General features: G+C 76.6%; 13 protein-coding genes. 6 read left to right on the forward strand and 7 right to left on the reverse strand.

Annotated elements, in window-relative coordinates:
- On the forward strand, positions 1 to 1,595 hold a 1,595-nt coding region (locus KK617_RS16855), incomplete at its 5' end, for a hypothetical protein (RefSeq protein WP_277501319.1).
- A gap of 47 nt (positions 1,596 to 1,642) precedes the next feature.
- On the opposite strand, the gene KK617_RS16860 is transcribed toward KK617_RS16855, so the two are convergent.
- From KK617_RS16860 to KK617_RS16875, 4 genes are all read right to left on the reverse strand, one after another.
- The gene (locus KK617_RS16860; protein WP_277501320.1) at positions 1,643 to 3,178 is read right to left on the reverse strand and encodes a fused MFS/spermidine synthase; all 1,536 of its coding nucleotides are present in this window, start codon (positions 3,176 to 3,178) and stop codon (positions 1,643 to 1,645) included.
- Positions 3,178 to 4,062, reverse strand: coding sequence for a universal stress protein (locus KK617_RS16865; protein ID WP_277501321.1), 885 nt, complete (start codon positions 4,060 to 4,062; stop codon positions 3,178 to 3,180). Before KK617_RS16865 ends, KK617_RS16860 begins: the two co-directional genes overlap by 1 nt.
- Positions 4,059 to 5,540, reverse strand: a complete 1,482-nt coding sequence (locus KK617_RS16870) for an amino acid permease (protein ID WP_277501322.1) — start codon at positions 5,538 to 5,540, stop codon at positions 4,059 to 4,061. The genes KK617_RS16865 and KK617_RS16870 overlap by 4 nt, the downstream gene beginning before the upstream one ends.
- A 329-nt stretch (positions 5,541 to 5,869) precedes the next feature.
- Positions 5,870 to 6,820: an SDR family NAD(P)-dependent oxidoreductase gene (locus KK617_RS16875; RefSeq protein ID WP_277501323.1), complete on the reverse strand. Its 951-nt coding sequence runs from the start codon at positions 6,818 to 6,820 to the stop codon at positions 5,870 to 5,872.
- A 105-nt stretch (positions 6,821 to 6,925) separates the two neighbouring features.
- Between KK617_RS16875 and dtd the strand changes: the two genes are divergently transcribed.
- A complete protein-coding gene (gene dtd / locus KK617_RS16880) occupies positions 6,926 to 7,363 on the forward strand; it encodes a D-aminoacyl-tRNA deacylase (RefSeq protein ID WP_277501324.1) in 438 nt (145 codons plus the stop codon).
- Positions 7,360 to 7,794: a hypothetical protein gene (locus tag KK617_RS16885; RefSeq protein WP_277501325.1), complete on the forward strand. Its 435-nt coding sequence runs from the start codon at positions 7,360 to 7,362 to the stop codon at positions 7,792 to 7,794. Before dtd ends, KK617_RS16885 begins: the two co-directional genes overlap by 4 nt.
- A gap of 40 nt (positions 7,795 to 7,834) precedes the next feature.
- Here KK617_RS16885 and KK617_RS16890 read toward each other — a convergent pair whose 3' ends face one another.
- The 3 genes from KK617_RS16890 to KK617_RS16900 are packed head-to-tail and all read right to left on the reverse strand — an operon-like array spanning position 7,835 to position 10,442.
- Complete coding sequence (locus tag KK617_RS16890; RefSeq protein ID WP_277501326.1) at positions 7,835 to 8,590, reverse strand: GntR family transcriptional regulator; 756 nt, start codon at positions 8,588 to 8,590, stop codon at positions 7,835 to 7,837.
- A 22-nt stretch (positions 8,591 to 8,612) separates the two neighbouring features.
- The gene (fabG, locus tag KK617_RS16895) at positions 8,613 to 9,386 is read right to left on the reverse strand and encodes a 3-oxoacyl-ACP reductase FabG (RefSeq protein WP_277501327.1); all 774 of its coding nucleotides are present in this window, start codon (positions 9,384 to 9,386) and stop codon (positions 8,613 to 8,615) included.
- A gap of 45 nt (positions 9,387 to 9,431) precedes the next feature.
- Entirely contained in the window at positions 9,432 to 10,442 is a 1,011-nt protein-coding gene (locus tag KK617_RS16900) for a phosphotransferase (protein ID WP_277501328.1), read from the reverse strand.
- A gap of 142 nt (positions 10,443 to 10,584) precedes the next feature.
- On the opposite strand from KK617_RS16900, the gene KK617_RS16905 reads away from it, so the two are divergent.
- From KK617_RS16905 to KK617_RS16915, 3 genes are all read left to right on the forward strand, one after another.
- The gene (locus KK617_RS16905; protein ID WP_277501329.1) at positions 10,585 to 11,922 is read left to right on the forward strand and encodes an aminotransferase class III-fold pyridoxal phosphate-dependent enzyme; all 1,338 of its coding nucleotides are present in this window, start codon (positions 10,585 to 10,587) and stop codon (positions 11,920 to 11,922) included.
- 127 nt (positions 11,923 to 12,049) lie between these two features.
- Positions 12,050 to 13,840: a GAF domain-containing SpoIIE family protein phosphatase gene (locus tag KK617_RS16910; RefSeq protein ID WP_277501330.1), complete on the forward strand. Its 1,791-nt coding sequence runs from the start codon at positions 12,050 to 12,052 to the stop codon at positions 13,838 to 13,840.
- A 156-nt stretch (positions 13,841 to 13,996) separates the two neighbouring features.
- Positions 13,997 to 15,214 carry a CoA transferase gene (locus KK617_RS16915; RefSeq protein WP_277501331.1) on the forward strand — a complete coding sequence of 406 codons (1,218 nt, stop codon included), beginning with the start codon at positions 13,997 to 13,999 and terminating at the stop codon, positions 15,212 to 15,214.
- Positions 15,215 to 15,275: the final 61 nt, after the last annotated feature.

Genomic DNA, 15,275 nt, shown 5'->3' on the forward strand with positions numbered 1-15,275 from the left:
TCGCCGCCCCGGCGGAGACCGCGGTCGTGCCGGCGGTCACCGCTCCCGCGGCGGCGCGCACCCCGCCTGCGGGCGACGACCGGCCCGACCGGCGCCGCTGGCTGGCGGCCGCGGCGGTCGCTGCAGTGCTGAGCGTCGTGGCCGGCGCGGGCACCCTGCTCGTCGACCGCGACGGCGACGGCGACTCCCCGTCGGCGGGCGCGTCCCCCACCGAGGGCTCCGACGCCCCGGAGGCGAGCGGGGTCGGTGCGCTGCTGGCCGAGAGCGAGACGGTGTACGGCGAGGTGGCCACCGCCGTCACCGGCACGGCCGACCTGGCCGGCCTGCCGGAGGCGGCCGCGGCCGCCCGCGACGCCGAGGCGGCGAGCGCCGAGCTGGTGACCCGCGCGGAGGCGCTCGACCCCGCCCCCTCCGAGGAGGAGGTGGCGCTGCTGACCCGGCGGCGCGACTTCGTGGCGACGGTCGCCGCCTTCGAGGGCCTCGACACGTCGACGCTGGCCAACTTCGGCGACCTCAACGCGGCGCTGCGCTCCAGCGCCGAGCTGCTCGACACCGCCGACGCGACGGTGTCGCTGCGGCAGGCCACCGCGTCCGGGTCGTCGGAGTCGGACGCCGCCGCGGGCGCCGACGGCGAGGCCGCCGAGATCGCCGCGGGCCGCACCGCGCAGCACCTCGCCGACCTCGTCGGCACCGCCGCCGCCCGCACGGCGACGGAGGACCTCACCGCCGTGCTGGGCCGCATCGAGCTGGCCGGGCGCACCGCCGAGGTCCGGGCCGCCGCGACCGGGGCGGCGACGCTCACGACGTACGTCCGCGCCGCGCGCACCGGCTTCCCCGACGACTCGAGCACCGCCGCCACGCTCGACGGGCTGCTGGGGATCCTGACGCCGGTCGGGGCGCTCGCGACCCTCGACGGCACGACCCTCGACCTGTGGGACGACGTCGACGACCCGTTCCGCGCGGCGGCGTCGTCGGCCGAGGGGATCCTCGGCGCGTCGGCGCAGGCGGCGTACTCCCAGCTCGACACCCTCGTCGCCGGCGCCCGCACCACCATCGCGGCCTGGGAGGCGGAGGTCGCCCGGCTCGAGGCCGCCGCCCCGGCGGCGGGGTCGGACGCCGCGCTCGAGGCGTACGCGACCGCCGCGGCCCCGCAGTTCGACCGCTACCGGGCCCTGCTCGCCGAGGTGCCGCTGCTGTCCGCCGACGCCCCGCCCAGCTCGCGCCAGGGCAACCGGCTGTTCCAGGCCTCGAACCGCCTCGCCGGCTTCGTCAGCGAGCTGCGCGGCGCCACCGTCCCGCCCGCCATGAGCGGCGGTCACGCCGCGCTCGTGCGGCTCGCGCAGGCCGGCCAGCGCGCCGCGGCGGAGGGCAACCAGGCGTCGCTGCAGGGCGAGCAGTGCGTCGCCCGCGGGGGTACGGCGAGCCAGTGCCGCCTGGGTGCGCAACCGTCGTGGCCCGCCTACACGAGCGCCCTGGGCGAGGCCCGGGCGCTCGACGCCGCCCGCACGACCTGGACCGACGCGCTCGAGGCGGCGCGGCGCGCCACCCCCGCCGCGGGCGCCTCCCCCACCCTGCCGCCCCGCCCCGAGGTCTGACGCCCCCCTCGAGTCGCGGTACCAGCGATAGCCACCGACTACCGCTCCTACCGCGACCCGCCGGCCGAGGGGTACGGCTGCAGCAGCTGGTCCACGGGCGCGTGGTCGTCGGTCAGCACGTCGGCGTCGCCGACCCACGCGTCGAGCTCGGCGCCGGCGAGCACCTCCCACCCGGTGTCGCGCTCGTCCAACCCGACGGCGACGGCGTCGAGGTCGACCTCGCGGTCGGCGGCGAGGACGACGAGGTTGCCCCCGTCCCCCGCCGGGCCCCGGCCGAGGTCGCCCGGCTCGCCGAGGACCGCGACGTGCGCGAAGACGTCCGCCAGCGTCGCCACCTCGGCGCGGGCGAACGCGAGGGCTCCGTGGTCGATGAGGTTCGCGGCGTAGACCCCGTCGGGGGCGAGCGCGCGCCGTACGTCGGACACGGCCTCGCGCGTCGTCAGGTGCCACGGCACACTGACCCCGCCGAACGCGTCGCCGACGACGAGGTCCCGGCTGCCGGGCTCGAGGCGCCCCAGCCCGAGGCGGCCGTCCTCGACCCGCACGGCCACCCCGTCGGGGGCTCCCTCGCCGCGCAGCCCCAGGAGCTCGCGGTCCACCCGCACGACGCCGGGGTCGATCTCGGAGACGAGGCTGCGGGTCCCGGGCCGCTCCGCGGCCAGCCACCGCGGGAAGGTCAGCCCGCCCCCGCCCAGGTGGTAGGCGTCGAGCGGCCCGTCCCCCGGGTGGGCCGCGTCCGTCACCGCCGCGAGGGCGCGGACGTAGGCGAACCGGAGGTACGTCGGGTCCTCGAGGTCGACGTAGGAGTGCTGCAGCCCGTCGAGCACCAGCACGCGACCGCCGTCGCGCTCGTCGTCCTCGACCACCGACGCGCAGTGGTAGGTCGTCTCGGCGTCGCAACCGCCCGGCGCGAGGGGCACGACCAGCGCCCCCAGCACCACGACGAGACCCGCGAGCCCGGCGCCCCGCGGCCGGCGGCGCCGCAGCAGCACCTCCACGAGCGCCGCCGTCACCACGAGCACCACGCCGAGCCCGACGAGGATCCCGCTCACCGGCACCCGCGAGACGAGCACGAAGCCGGTGAGCACCGTGCCGGCGATGGAGCCGACGGTCCCGATCCCCGACAGGCGCCCGACGACCGTGCCGGTCGTGGCCAGGTCGGTCAGCCGCAGCTTGGTCACCATCGGCGTCACCGCGGACAGCAGCGCGCCGGGCACCACGATGCTCGTCGTCGCGGCGAGCACCAGCAGCGTGCCGTCGCCCGACGACCCCGCCGCCCGCACGACCGCCGGCGTCAGCGCCACCGCTGCGCCCGAGATCCCGAGCGCCGGCGCGATCGTGCGCCGGGGGTCCACCAGGTCGGCCAGCCGCCCGCCGGCCCACGACCCGATCGCGATCGCGGCCAGCGCGACGCCGATGACGAGCGTGTTGGTCTCGAGCGTCAGCCCGAGGTACGGCGCGAGCAGCCGCAGCGCGACCAGCTCCACGACGAGCACGGCGGCCGACGAGCCGAAGACCAGCGCTGCCGCCCCGCGCGGGCCGACACCGGCGGACGCGCCGGGAGGAGCCGAGGAGTCGTCCATCAGGGGACGACCACCACCGGCACCGGCGAGGAGCGCACGATCTTCGTGGCGCTCGACCCGAGGAACACCCGCGACACCAGCCCGGCCGGCGACGACCCGACGACCAGCACGTCGCCGTCGTCCCACGGCAGCGAGCCCAGCGCGTGGGTCCAGTCGCGGCCGGTGGCGGTGCGGCTCGTGACGTCGTCGGGCAGCGAACCGGCGAGGCGGCGCAGGGCGGCGGCCTGCGCCGTACCGGCCTGCTCGACGAACGCGGCGAGCACGTCGGCCTCGCCGCGCACCTCGGGCGGGAACATGGTGCGGCCCTCCACCCCGAAGGTGACGACGCGCAGCGCGGCCCCGATGCGCACGCACATGCGGGCGGCCCGCTCGAGCGCGGCCTCGCTGGCGCGGTCGCCGCGGAAGGCGCAGGTCACGCGGCGCACCCGCGCGTCGGCGGCCGCGGTGTAGCCGCGGGGGGCGAGCGCCACCGGCAGCGGCGCCGAGTGGAGCAGGCGGTCGGCGGCCGAGCCGAGCACGACCCGGCCCCAGGCGCCGTCGTCACCGGACCCGACGGCCACCACCGAGGCGCCGACGCGCTCGGCCTCGGCGAGCAGCTGCTGCGGCACCGAGCGGCCGGGGACGGCCACGGCCTCGGTCTCGAGGTCGGGCGCGACCTCGGCCAGGGTCGCCCGGGCCTCGGCCACGACCGCCTCGCCGAGCTCGCGGGCCCAGGCGGCGTGCTCCCGGTCGGTGCCGCCCGGCAGCGGCGTGGGCCACGGGGCCGGTACGACGGCGACCGCGCGCAGCGGCAGCCCGGCGCTGCGGGCGAGGAGCGCGCCGTACGCCAGCGGAGCGCGCCCGGAGCCGTCCGCGCGTGGCGGGTGGCCGACGAGGACGGTCACCGCCCGTCCTCCGTCCCGGCCGCAGCGGGCGCGGTGCCCGGCGCCACGTCGTTGAGCACCGCGTGGCGCCGGCCCCACAGCAGGTAGAAGGCCAGCACGACCGCGAGCCAGCAGCCGAAGATGATCCAGGTGATGGCGGGCAGGCCGGACAGCACGTAGACGCAGACGACGATCGTCAGCAGCGGGGTCACCGGGAAGAACGGCACCCGGAACGGCCGCTCGAGGCCCGGCTGGCTGCGGCGCAGCACCATCACCCCGAGCGCCACGACGATGAAGGCCCCGAGCGTGCCGATCGAGACCGTGTCCCACAGGTAGTCGCTCGGCACGAAGCCCGCGACCAGGGCGACCACGACGGCGACGACCACGGTGGTGAACGTGGGCGTCAGCGTGCGGGGGCTCACCCGCGAGAACCGCTGCGGCAGCATGCCGTCGCGCCCCATCGCGAAGAGGATGCGCGTCTGGCCGTAGAGCGTCACCAGCGTCACCGAGAAGATCGAGACGACCGCGCCGGCGGCGAGCACCGTGCCGGGGATCGCGGAGCCCGTGATGTTCTCGAGGATCACCGAGAGCCCGGCGCTCTGCTGGTCGGGGTCGGAGAAGTCCTCGACCGGCTGCGACCCGACGCCGGCGAACGCGACGAGCACGTAGATGCCGATGACCACCGCCAGCGCGCCCATGATGGCGCGGGGCAGGGCCCGCTGCGGGTCCTTGACCTCCTCGCCGGCCGTCGACACGGCGTCGAGGCCGATGAAGGAGAAGAAGATCGTCGCGGCCGCCGCCGAGACGCCCGCCGCGCCCGCTCCCCAGAAGTTCCCGAACCGGTCGGCCTCGAAGGCCGTGAACGCGATGACGGCGAAGAGCACCAGCACCGCGAGCTTGACCACCACCATGATCGCGTTGGCCCGCGCCGACTCGCTGGCGCCGCGCACGAGCAGCACCATGCAGAGCAGCACGAGCACGACGGCGGGCAGGTTCACCAGGCCCGTCGGGCTGTCCTCGTAGGGGATCGGGGAGTACGAGAGGCTCTGCGGCAGGGAGACGCCGAGCGTCGCGTCGGTCAGCTCGTTGAAGTAGCCGGACCAGCCGACGGCCACGGCGGCCGAGCTCACGCCGTACTCGAGCAGGACGCAGGCCGCGATCACCATCGCGACCAGCTCGCCGAGGGAGTGGTAGGCGTAGGAGTACGTCGAGCCGCTGACGGGGATCGCGCTGGCCAGCTCGGCGTAGCAGATGGCCGACAGCCCGGCGGCGAGGCCGGCGACGAGGAACGCCACCACGACCGCGGGACCCGCGTCGGGCACGGCCTCCTGCAGCACGAAGAAGATGCCCGTGCCGACGGTGGCGCCGACGCCGAACATCATGAGCTGGAACGTGCTGAGCGTGCGCCCGAGCTCGGGACCGTCGTGCGGCCCCCGGGGTCGGGCGATCGGCTTGCGCCGCAGCAGCTGGGTGCCGAACGAGCTCGACGGACCGGCCAAGGGGGGCCTCCTCGCGGACGGGTGGGGAAACGCTAGTCCGCGGCCAGCACGGCGGGATGCACCGGGCCCCCGGGGCCGGGTTCCCAGCCGCGCAGGAACGCGAGCACGTCGGCGGCCGGCATCTCCGCACGGGCGGAAGGTCTCGCCGTCGGCGCCGAGGTAGACGTTGGCGCTGACGAACGCGGTGCCGCCGAGCTCCTCGGCCCACAGCTTGAGGCTCCGCCCGCCGGCGTACGTCGTGACGCTCACCGCCCAGGCACGCCCGCCGTACCGCACCGTCGACGCGCCGCGCGGCAGCCGCGCCACGAGGTCGGCGACGGGGGTGGCGCTCACCGGCCCAGCACGCGGTCGACGGCCGCGGTCGAGAGGTCCCACAGGCGGGTCGCGGTCGTCGGGTCCAGGGCCCAGCGGCGCACGCCGGCCCCGACCTGCGCGTCGTCGTCGACGGTCTCGGCCTCGTTGCCGTCCTCCAGGTAGCGCCCGCCGATGCCCTCGAGCTCGGGCGCGACGGCGGCGACCAGCGTGGTGGCCGCGCCCTGCTGGGGGGTCTTGAGCCCCTCGTAGCGGCGCCACTCCGCCTGCGTCTCCTCGGGCACGTGGCGCTGCAGCCGCGTCATGATGCCGCCGGGCATGAGGGCGTTGGCCGTGATGCCGTCGCCCGCCCAGCGGCGCGTGGCCTCGACCGCGAGCAGCACGTTGGCGGTCTTCGACTGGCCGTAGGCGCTCCACGGGTCGTAGGGGCGGCGCTCGAACTGGAGGTCGTCGAGCACGACCGGCGAGGCGAGGTGGCCGCTGGAGCTGACCGACACGATCCGTGCGCCCTCCGCGGCGAGCGCGTCGTGCAGGCCGGTGGTCAGGGCGTGGTGGCCGAGGTGGTTGGTGGCGAGCTGCAGCTCCCAGCCGTACGACGTGGTGCGGCGCTCCGGGACCGCCATCACGCCGGCGTTGTCCACCAGCAGGTGCAGCGGCCCGTCCCAGGCCTCGGCGAAGCGGGCGACGCCCACCAGGTCGACGAGGTCGAGGTGCGCGACCTCCACCGTCCCGGCGCCCCGGACGTCGGCCAGCGAGGCAGCGATGTCGGCGGCCGCGCGCCGCCCCGCCTCGACGTCCCGGACCGCGATGGTCACCTCGGCCCCGGCGCGCGCCAGGCTGCGGGCCGTCTCGACGCCGATGCCCGACGCGCCCCCGGTCACGACCGCGCGTCGCCCGGTGAGGTCCACCCCGGCGACGACCTCGTCGGCCGTCGAGCGGGCGCCGAAGCGGGTGGTGATCCTGGCCATCGCGTGCTCCTGTCCTCGGGCGGACCGGCTCCGCGGGCCGGCCACCCCACCATCGTGCCGGGCGGGGCCCCGGGGCCGGCCCGGGCAGCCTGCGAGACTGCGCGGGTGCGTGCCGTCGTCCAGCGAACCCTGTCCGCCCGCGTGCTCGTCGACGGCGCCGAGGTCGGCGCCACCGAGGGCGAGGGACTGCTCGTCTACCTGGGCGTCACGCACGACGACGGCCCCGCCGACGTCGCGTGGATCGCGCGCAAGGTCTGGGAGCTGCGCCTCCTGCGCGGGGAGCGCTCGGCCGCCGAGGCGGGCGCGCCCGTGCTCGTGGTCAGCCAGTTCACGCTGTACGGCGACGCGCGCAAGGGCCGCCGCCCGTCGTGGTCGGCCGCGGCGCCCGGCCCCGTCAGCGAGCCCCTGTACGACGCCACCTGCGCCGCGCTCGAGGAGCTCGGCGCCCGCGTCGCCCGCGGGGTCTTCGGCGCCGACATGCAGGTCGAGTCGGTCAACGACGGGCCCATCACCCTCGTGCTCGACTCGCCCCGCCCGGCGTGACGGCGGGGGAACCCGACCGGGCCGCGCGCCGTCGTACCCGCGTGCGCCGTCGCCTCCTCCTCGCCCTCACCGTCGTCCTGGCCGTCGCGGCGGCGTACGGCGGGTGGCGCGTCACCGGCGCACCCCGCACCCTCGACGGGGGTGACGGCACGACGGTCGTGGTGGGCGGCCGGGCCTCCGGCGGCTCGGACGCGCTCGCGTCCGGCTCGCTGACCGTCGTCGACGGCTGTCTCGGGATCGGCCGCACGGTCGTCGTCTGGCCCCACGGGACCGACGTCGTGGGCACCGACCCCCTCGTCGTGGACGTGCCGGGGGTGGGCGAGCGGTCCCTGGGCGACGACGTCGCCGTCGGCGGCGGGCAGGTGCACGGCTACCGCGCCGTACCCGAGGAGTGCGCAGGCCGCCCGCTGTTCCGTGCGGCGCCCGGATGAGCCCCGGCCGCCACCAGTGCCGCGTGGCGCCGCGGGACGCTCAGCCCCGCGGCACCACGTCGGCCCGCGAGGGCCCGCCGCGCCGTGCCACGATCTGCACCCGGTCGGCGCGGAAGAGGTCGTCGGAGAGCTCGAACGGCACGTCGTCGGCCGTCCTCGCCACGCGGTAGAGGTGCAGCAGGGCAGCGCCGGGGGGCACGTCGAGGTGCTCGGCCTCCCGCCGGGTCGCCTGCGCCACCGTGATGACCTCCTCGCTCACGTCGGGCGCGAGCCCGAACCGCTCCTCGAGGAGGGCGTAGAGCGAGCCCGCCAGGTCGGCCTGCGCCAGCCCCGGCACGAGCGCCGCGGGGAGACGCGCCCTGTCGAGCGACAGGGGGAGCCCGTCGGCGTACCGCACCCGCTCGACCTCGACCACCCGTGCGCCGGGGCCGAGCCCCAGCGCGGCGGCCTCGGTCGCGTCGGCGGCGCGCTCGCGCACGGAGAGCACCACGGTGGCCACCTCACGCCCACCGCCGACCGCCAGTCGCTGCGGGAGTCCGAGCTGCTCGGCGGCGTCGCGCTCGACGACGCCACGCACGAAGGTGCCGCCGCCGCGACCGGTGCGCCGCTCGAGCACGCCCGCGCGGTTGAGCGGCACGAGGGCGCTGCGCAGCGTGGCTCGGGAGACGCCGAAGCGCTCCGCCAGGGCCCGTTCGGTGCCGAGCCGGTCACCGGTGACCAGGGCACCGGTCGCGATCATCCGCACGATGCGCCGGCGCACCTCCTCGGCGACCGGCCCGCCCTCCGACTCCTGCACGGGCCCCATCCTGCCGGGCCGCTCAGGCCAGCGCCTCCGGCGACTCCGGCAGGGTCTGGCCGCCGTCGACCACCATCGACTGCCCGGTGACGTAGGCGGCCTCCCGCGAGGCGAGGAACGCGACCGCGTGCCCGATGTCCTCGGGCGTGCCGAGCGCCCCCAGGGGGATGGAGCGTGCCATCCGCGCCAGGTAGTCCTCTCCCAGGCCCGCCAGGCCCTCCGTCAGCACGTTGCCGGGCAGGACCGCGTTGACCGTGATGCGCGCCGGCGCCAGCTCGATCGCGGCGCTGCGCAGGAAGCCGAGCTGCGCGGCCTTCGTCGCGCCGTAGTGCGACCACCCCGGGTAGCCGGTGACCGGTCCCGTGATCGACGAGGTCATCACCACGCGGCCGCGGCCGGACGCGGTGAGCGCGGGCACCGCCGCCTGCACCGAGAAGATCGTGCCCTTCACGTTGACGGCGAAGACGGCGTCGACGTCCTCCTCGGTGAGCTCGGCCAGCCGCGCCTCCGGGAAGACGCCGGCGTTCGCGCACAGCACGTCGAGGCCACCGAGCGCCGCCACGGCCTCGTCGACGACGGCGGTGGCGGCGGCTCGCGAGCCGATGTCGCCGGCGACGGTGACGACCTCGCGGGCGCCCAGGGCGCGCAGGTCGTCGGCGGCGGCGGCGAGGGCGTCGGCGTCCCGGGCGGAGACCGCGACCGCGGCGCCGGCCGACGCGAGGACCCGGGCGATGCCGAGACCGATGCCACGGGAGCCACCGGTGACGAGGGCGCGGACGTCGGAGAGGTCGAACACGGGACGCTCCTTCGGAGGGGCGGGCAGGAGAGGCGCTACGGGCCCTCAGGCGGGTGCGCCGACGGCCAGCCAGGACGGGTCGTGCAGGTACCGGTCGGCGAGCAGCACCGTCCCGGCGGCGTACGAGGTGCCGAGCTGCTGCGCGGGTGGGGAGTCCGGATGGGTCCCCAGCCAGGCCGAGAGCATGAGGCGACGCAGGAGCACGAAGGTGGGCACCATGGCGTGGTCCGCGTCGGTCAGCGGCCGCACCGTCGTGTAGCCCGCGACCCACTCGGCGACGGTCGCCGGCGTCGACTCCTCGTGCTCGAGCCACGAGGTGACCGTGGCCAGGTCGTAGAGGAACCAGCCGAACCCGCAGTCGTCGAAGTCGATGACGGTGATCCCGCCGGCGTCGTCGATCATCAGGTTCGCGAGCCGCAGGTCGGCGTGCACCAGGCCGAAGCGGTCGGGTCCCGTGCCGTAGTCCGCGAGCCGCTCGGCCACGTGCTCCGCCGCCTCGGCCAGCAACGGGACCGCTGCGGCGGCCAGCCCGGGCACGTCACGCCAGGAGCCCCACCGGGCGTCGCGTCCGTCGCCCGTCCCGAGGCACGCCGCCGCGTCCCAGCGGAACCGGCGGAAGCCGTCGGGCAGCCTCCAGGCCTCGACCTGGCCGTGCATGCGGGCGGTCAGCGCGCCGAGCTCGGCGACGGGCAGCGGCAGGTCGGTCTCCTCCCCGTTCGCCCCGGCCACGTGCTCGAAGAGCGCCACGTGGCGATCGCCCTCGGGCCGCCTGATCGTCGTGAAGCGACGGCCGTCGAGCGTGGGCACGACGGCGGGCGTGCGCACCCCGACCTGGGTGCGCAGCGCGTCGGTCCACGCCATCTCCGAGGCGATCGACGCGGCGTCCTGGTAGCCGTGGCGGTGCACCCGGGCGACCACCGTCCGCCCGCCCTCGCGCACGCGGTAGGTGCCGTTCTCCGACAGGCTGAGCAGCCTGACGTCGGCGGCTCGGGTGAAGCCGTACGCCGGCAGCGCGGCGGCGAGCAGGGCGTCGCAGTCGACGGTGGTCAGCAGCACGGGGGGCTCTCCTGGGTCGGCACGAGCTCGATCCAACCCGCCACGATCGTGAGCAGACCAAATCACACGCAGGATTCACACACTTGTTACAAGCGAACTGACATGCTCGCCCTGCACTGACCAGACCAAAAAGGGGCGACGCGTGACCCAGACCTCGAGCATCCTCGACGCCAACGCCTTCACCGGCACGTCGGTCGACGGCTCCCTCGTGCGACGTCGGGAGCGGGCGCTCGGCCCGGCGTACCGGCTCTTCTACCGCGAGCCCGTCGAGCTGGTCCGCGGCAGCGGCGTGCACGTCTACGACGCCGACGGCCGGGAGTACCTCGACGCCTACAACAACGTCGCCTGCGTCGGCCACGCGCACCCGCGCGTGGTGGAGGCGGTCGCGCGCCAGGTCGGGCGGATCACCACGCACACGCGCTACCTCGACGCGTCGCTGGTCGGGTACGCCGAGCGCCTGCTCGCCACGTTCCCCGCCGCGCTCGACCGGGTCATGCTCACCTGCACGGGCTCGGAGGCCAACGACCTCGCGCTGCGCCTCGCCTTCGCCGCGACGGGCGGGACGGGGGTGATCGTGACGGAGGAGGCCTACCACGGCAACACCGCGCTGGTGACCGGCACGTCGCCGTCGCTGGGGGCCGGGGCGGCGCCGGGCGAGCACGTGTGGACCGTGCCCGCGCCCGACCCGGTGCGCCGCCCCGGCACCCCGGCCGAGGTGGCCGCCCGGTTCACCGCGGCCGTCGCGACGGCGCTGGAGGAGATGGCCGCCGCTGGCGTGCGTCCCGCAGCGCTGCTCGTCGACACGATCCTGTCCTCGGACGGCGTGCACGCGCACCCGGGCGGGCCCGGCGGGCTGCTCGCGGGGGCCGTCTCGGCCGTGCGTCGTGCCGGCGGCGTGCTGGTCGCCGACGAGGTGCAGCCGGGCTTCGCACGCACCGGCGAGCACGTGTGGGGCTTCGAGCGGCACGGCCTGGTCCCGGAGATCGCGACGCTCGGCAAGCCGATGGGCGGCGGTCTCCCGATCGCGGCCGTCGTCGCCCAGGAGGCCGTGCTGGCGCCGTTCGCCGGCACGACGCCGTACTTCAACACCTTCGGCGGGACGCACGTGAGCATCGCCGCGGCGACCGCGGTGCTCGACGTGATCGAGGCCGAGGGGCTGCAGCGACGGGCCGCCGACGTCGGCGCCGTGCTCGCCGAGGCCCTGCGCGACGTCGCCGCGCGCCACCCGGTCGCCGCGGACGTCCGCGGCGCCGGGCTCTACCTGGGCGTCGAGCTCGTCGCCGAGCCCGGCAGCACGGAGCCCGGGGGGGCGCTCGCCGCCGACGTGGTGAACGGGATGCGCGCCCGGGGGGTGCTCACCTCGGTGTGCGGCAGGTTCGGCAACACGCTCAAGGTGCGCCCGCCGCTGGTGTTCGGGCTGCGGGACGTCGAGCGCTACTGCACCCAGCTCGACGGGGTGCTGACCGATCTGGGGTGGTGAGGTCCACGTCGCTCCGCGGCGGCCGCGGCACGACCTCGGGTACCCCCTCCGGCACGGCCGCTGACCTGCGGCATCATTGCCCCCGGACGCCGGACGAGGGACCGTCGCCGCGACGAGGGGAGGGCCGGTGGACACCACGCCCCGGCTCACCGACCCGGCCCGCCTGCGCTCGGTCCGCGAGACCGGTGTCGGCCCCCGTCTGGACGCCGACCTCGAGCGGTTCGCCCGCCTCGCCTCGGCCGCCCTGGGCACGCCGGTCGCCCTCGTCTCGATCCTGGAGGGCGACCGCCAGGTCTTCCCCGGCCAGGTCGGCCTGCCCGAGCCGTGGGCGTCGGACCGCCAGACCCCGCTGAGCCACTCCGTGTGCCAGCACGTGACCGCGACCGCCGCGCCCCTCGTCGTCGCCGACACCCGCATCCTCGAGCTCACCCGCACCAGCCTCGCCATCCCCGACCTCGACGTGGTCGCCTACGCCGGGATGCCCCTGACCGACGCCGAGGGCGAGGTGTTCGGCGCCCTCTGCGCGATCGACCACGAGCCCCGCACCTGGAGCCCCGAGGAGCTGCAGGTGCTCACCGACCTCGCCGAGGCCTGCAGCGCCGAGCTGCGGCTGCGCATCGCGCTGCGCCGCGTCGCCGCCGCCCACCACGAGCTGGAGGAGGGCCGTCGTCGCTCCGAGCTCATGCTGCGGGCCGCCGTGGTGCTCGGCGACGCGACCGGGCTCTCCGACCTGCGCCAGCGGCTGCGCGACCTCGTCACCGAGCCGCTGCACCCGTCGTACGTCGGGCTCTCGCTCGTCCGCGACGACGGCCGGGTCCTGCGGGTCCCCGACCCGGGGCAGAGCGACGGCCTCGAGCTGCGCCACGCCACCTACAGCCTCGACGAGGCCTGGCCGACCAGTCGGTGCATCGGTGAGCAGCGCACGATCGTGGTGGCCGGCACCGACCAGCTCGCCGCCGACGGCTACGCCCCCCGCGTGCTCGAGGAGTGGCGCGCGCTCGGCCTCCAGGCGGCGACGTGCCTGCCCCTCGTCGGCAGCCAGCGCGTGCTCGGCGCCCTCACCCTCGGGTGGGACGCGCCGCACGCCGCCGCCCTGACCGAGGAGGCGGCGCTGCGCTCCGTCGCCGCCTTCGCGGCCACCGCGGTCGAGCGGGTCGGCGCCATCGAGCAGCGGATCACCGCGGCGACCCAGCTGCAGCGCTCCATGCTGAGCGTGCCGCCCGCGGTCGAGGGCCTCGAGATCGCGACCCTCTACCGGCCGGCGGCGACCGCCGACCTCGTGGGCGGCGACTGGTACGACGTGCACCGGCTGCCGGCGCCCGCCGACGGGTCGGGCCCCTCCCCCGTCGTGCTGACCGTCGGCGACATCACCGGTCACGACATGCGCGCCGCCGCCGTGATGGGCCAGGTCCGCAGCATGCTGCGCCAGGCCGGCAGCGACCGTCCCGAGGACGGGCCGGCCCACGCCGTGCTCGCCGTCGAGGCGGCCGCGCGCACGCTCGGCCTCGACGCCACCGGGACGCTCGTGCACGGCCACCTCGTGCCCGACACCGACGGGTGGACCCTCACCTGGGCCAACGCCGGCCACCCCTCTCCGCTCGTCCTCGCTGCCGACGGCAGCCGGACGGTGCTGCGCCAGGGCGACGTCATCCTCCACCCCGACCTCCGCGTCGAGGAGCGTCACGACCACCGGGTGCACCTGGCCCGGGGGTCCGTCCTGCTCGTGCACACCGACGGCCTGCTCGACGAGCGCCGCCCCGACCTCGACGAGATGCTCGACGAGGTCCTCACGGTGCTGGCGCGGCTGGTCCACGACGAGCGCCTGCCGCTCGACCGCGCCGTCGAGCACCTCGCCGACGAGCTCCTCGGGCGCCGCGCCGACGACGACGTCGCGATCCTCGCCGTCCGCCTCGGCTGACGGCGCCGCCTCGCCGCTCCCCGACCCCTCCCCGCCGCCGGCGCGCGGTGGCATAGTGGTCAGTCCACTGTGCGGCAACGGAGCAGGCTCCGGCGCGCGCCAGTGGGCTCCGGTCGCGGCGGGCCCGTCGGCGACCTCCCGGCCCGAGAGGACACCGTGACCGACGCACCCGCCCCGGCCCCCGACCCGACCGACCCCGGCGGCGGTCCGCTGCGCGACGTGCTGGTCGTCGACCTCTCCCGCGCACTGGCCGGGCCGCACGCGACGATGATGCTGGGCGACCTCGGCGCCCGCGTCGTCAAGGTCGAGGCGCCGGGCCACGGCGACGACACCCGCGGCTGGGGCCCGCCGTTCGTGGGCGACGAGGGCGAGCGGCAGTCGACGTACTTCCTCTCCGCCAACCGCAACAAGGAGTCCGTCGCCCTCGACCTCAAGGACCCGGCCGACAAGGACGTGCTGCTGCGCCTCGTCGACCGCGCCGACGTGCTGGTGGAGAACTTCCGCACCGGCGTGCTCGACCGCCTCGGCCTCGGCATCGAGACGCTGATGGAGCGCAACCCGCGCCTCGTCGTGCTCTCCATCACCGGCTTCGGCCACGACGGCCCCGAGGGCGGGCGCGCGGGCTACGACCAGATCGCGCAGGGCGAGGCCGGGCTCATGTCGCTGACCGGCTCCGGGCCCGACGACCCGCAGCGCGTCGGCGTGCCGATCGCCGACCTGCTGTCGGGGATGTACGGCGCGTACGGCGTGCTCGCCGCCCTGCACGAGCGCACCCTCACCGGGGTCGGCCGCGTCGTGCGCACCTCGCTGCTCGCCGCCACCGTCGGCGTCCATGCCTTCCAGGGCACCCGGTGGACCGTCGCCGGCGAGGTGGGGCGGGCGCAGGGCAACCACCACCCGTCGATCGCGCCGTACGGCCTGTTCCGCTGCCGCGACGGGGCGGTGCAGATCGCGCTCGGCAGCGAGGGCCTGTGGCGGAAGTTCTGCGCCGGCTTCGACCTCGACCCCGCGGCCGAGGGCCTCGCCACGAACTCCGAGCGGGTCGGTGCGCGCGAGCGGGTGATCGCGGTCGTCGAGGAGGTCTTCGCGAGCTGGGACGCCGCTCCCCTGCTGGCCCGGCTGGCCGAGATCGGGGTGCCGGCGGGCAAGGTCCGCACGCTCGACGAGGTCTACGCGTGGGACCAGACCCGCAGCCAGGGGCTGCTCGTCGACGTCGAGCACCCCACGCTCGGCCGGCTCTCGCTGCCCGGCCCGCCGCTGCGGTTCTTCGACGCCGCGGGGGCCGAGGTCACCCGCACCGACCACCAGGCGCCGCCGCTCCTCGACGCCGACGCCGAGGCACTGCGCGCCTGGCTGGACGCGCCGCCCGCCTGAGCCGAGCCGCCCGCCCGAGCCGAGCCGCCCGCCCGAGCCGGGGGCGCCCGCCCGAGCCGGG

It is taken from the genome of Nocardioides sp. ChNu-99 (assembly GCF_029493445.1).
Classification (GTDB): domain Bacteria; phylum Actinomycetota; class Actinomycetes; order Propionibacteriales; family Nocardioidaceae; genus Nocardioides.

What these genes read in the sequence shown, in the direction of transcription:
- KK617_RS16875 (WP_277501323.1), bottom strand. Translation starts at nt 6,820, where the DNA reads ATGGCCAGGATCACCACCCGCTTCGGCGCCCGCTCGACGGCCGACGAG.
- KK617_RS16860 (WP_277501320.1), bottom strand. Translation starts at nt 3,178, where the DNA reads ATGGACGACTCCTCGGCTCCTCCCGGCGCGTCCGCCGGTGTCGGCCCG.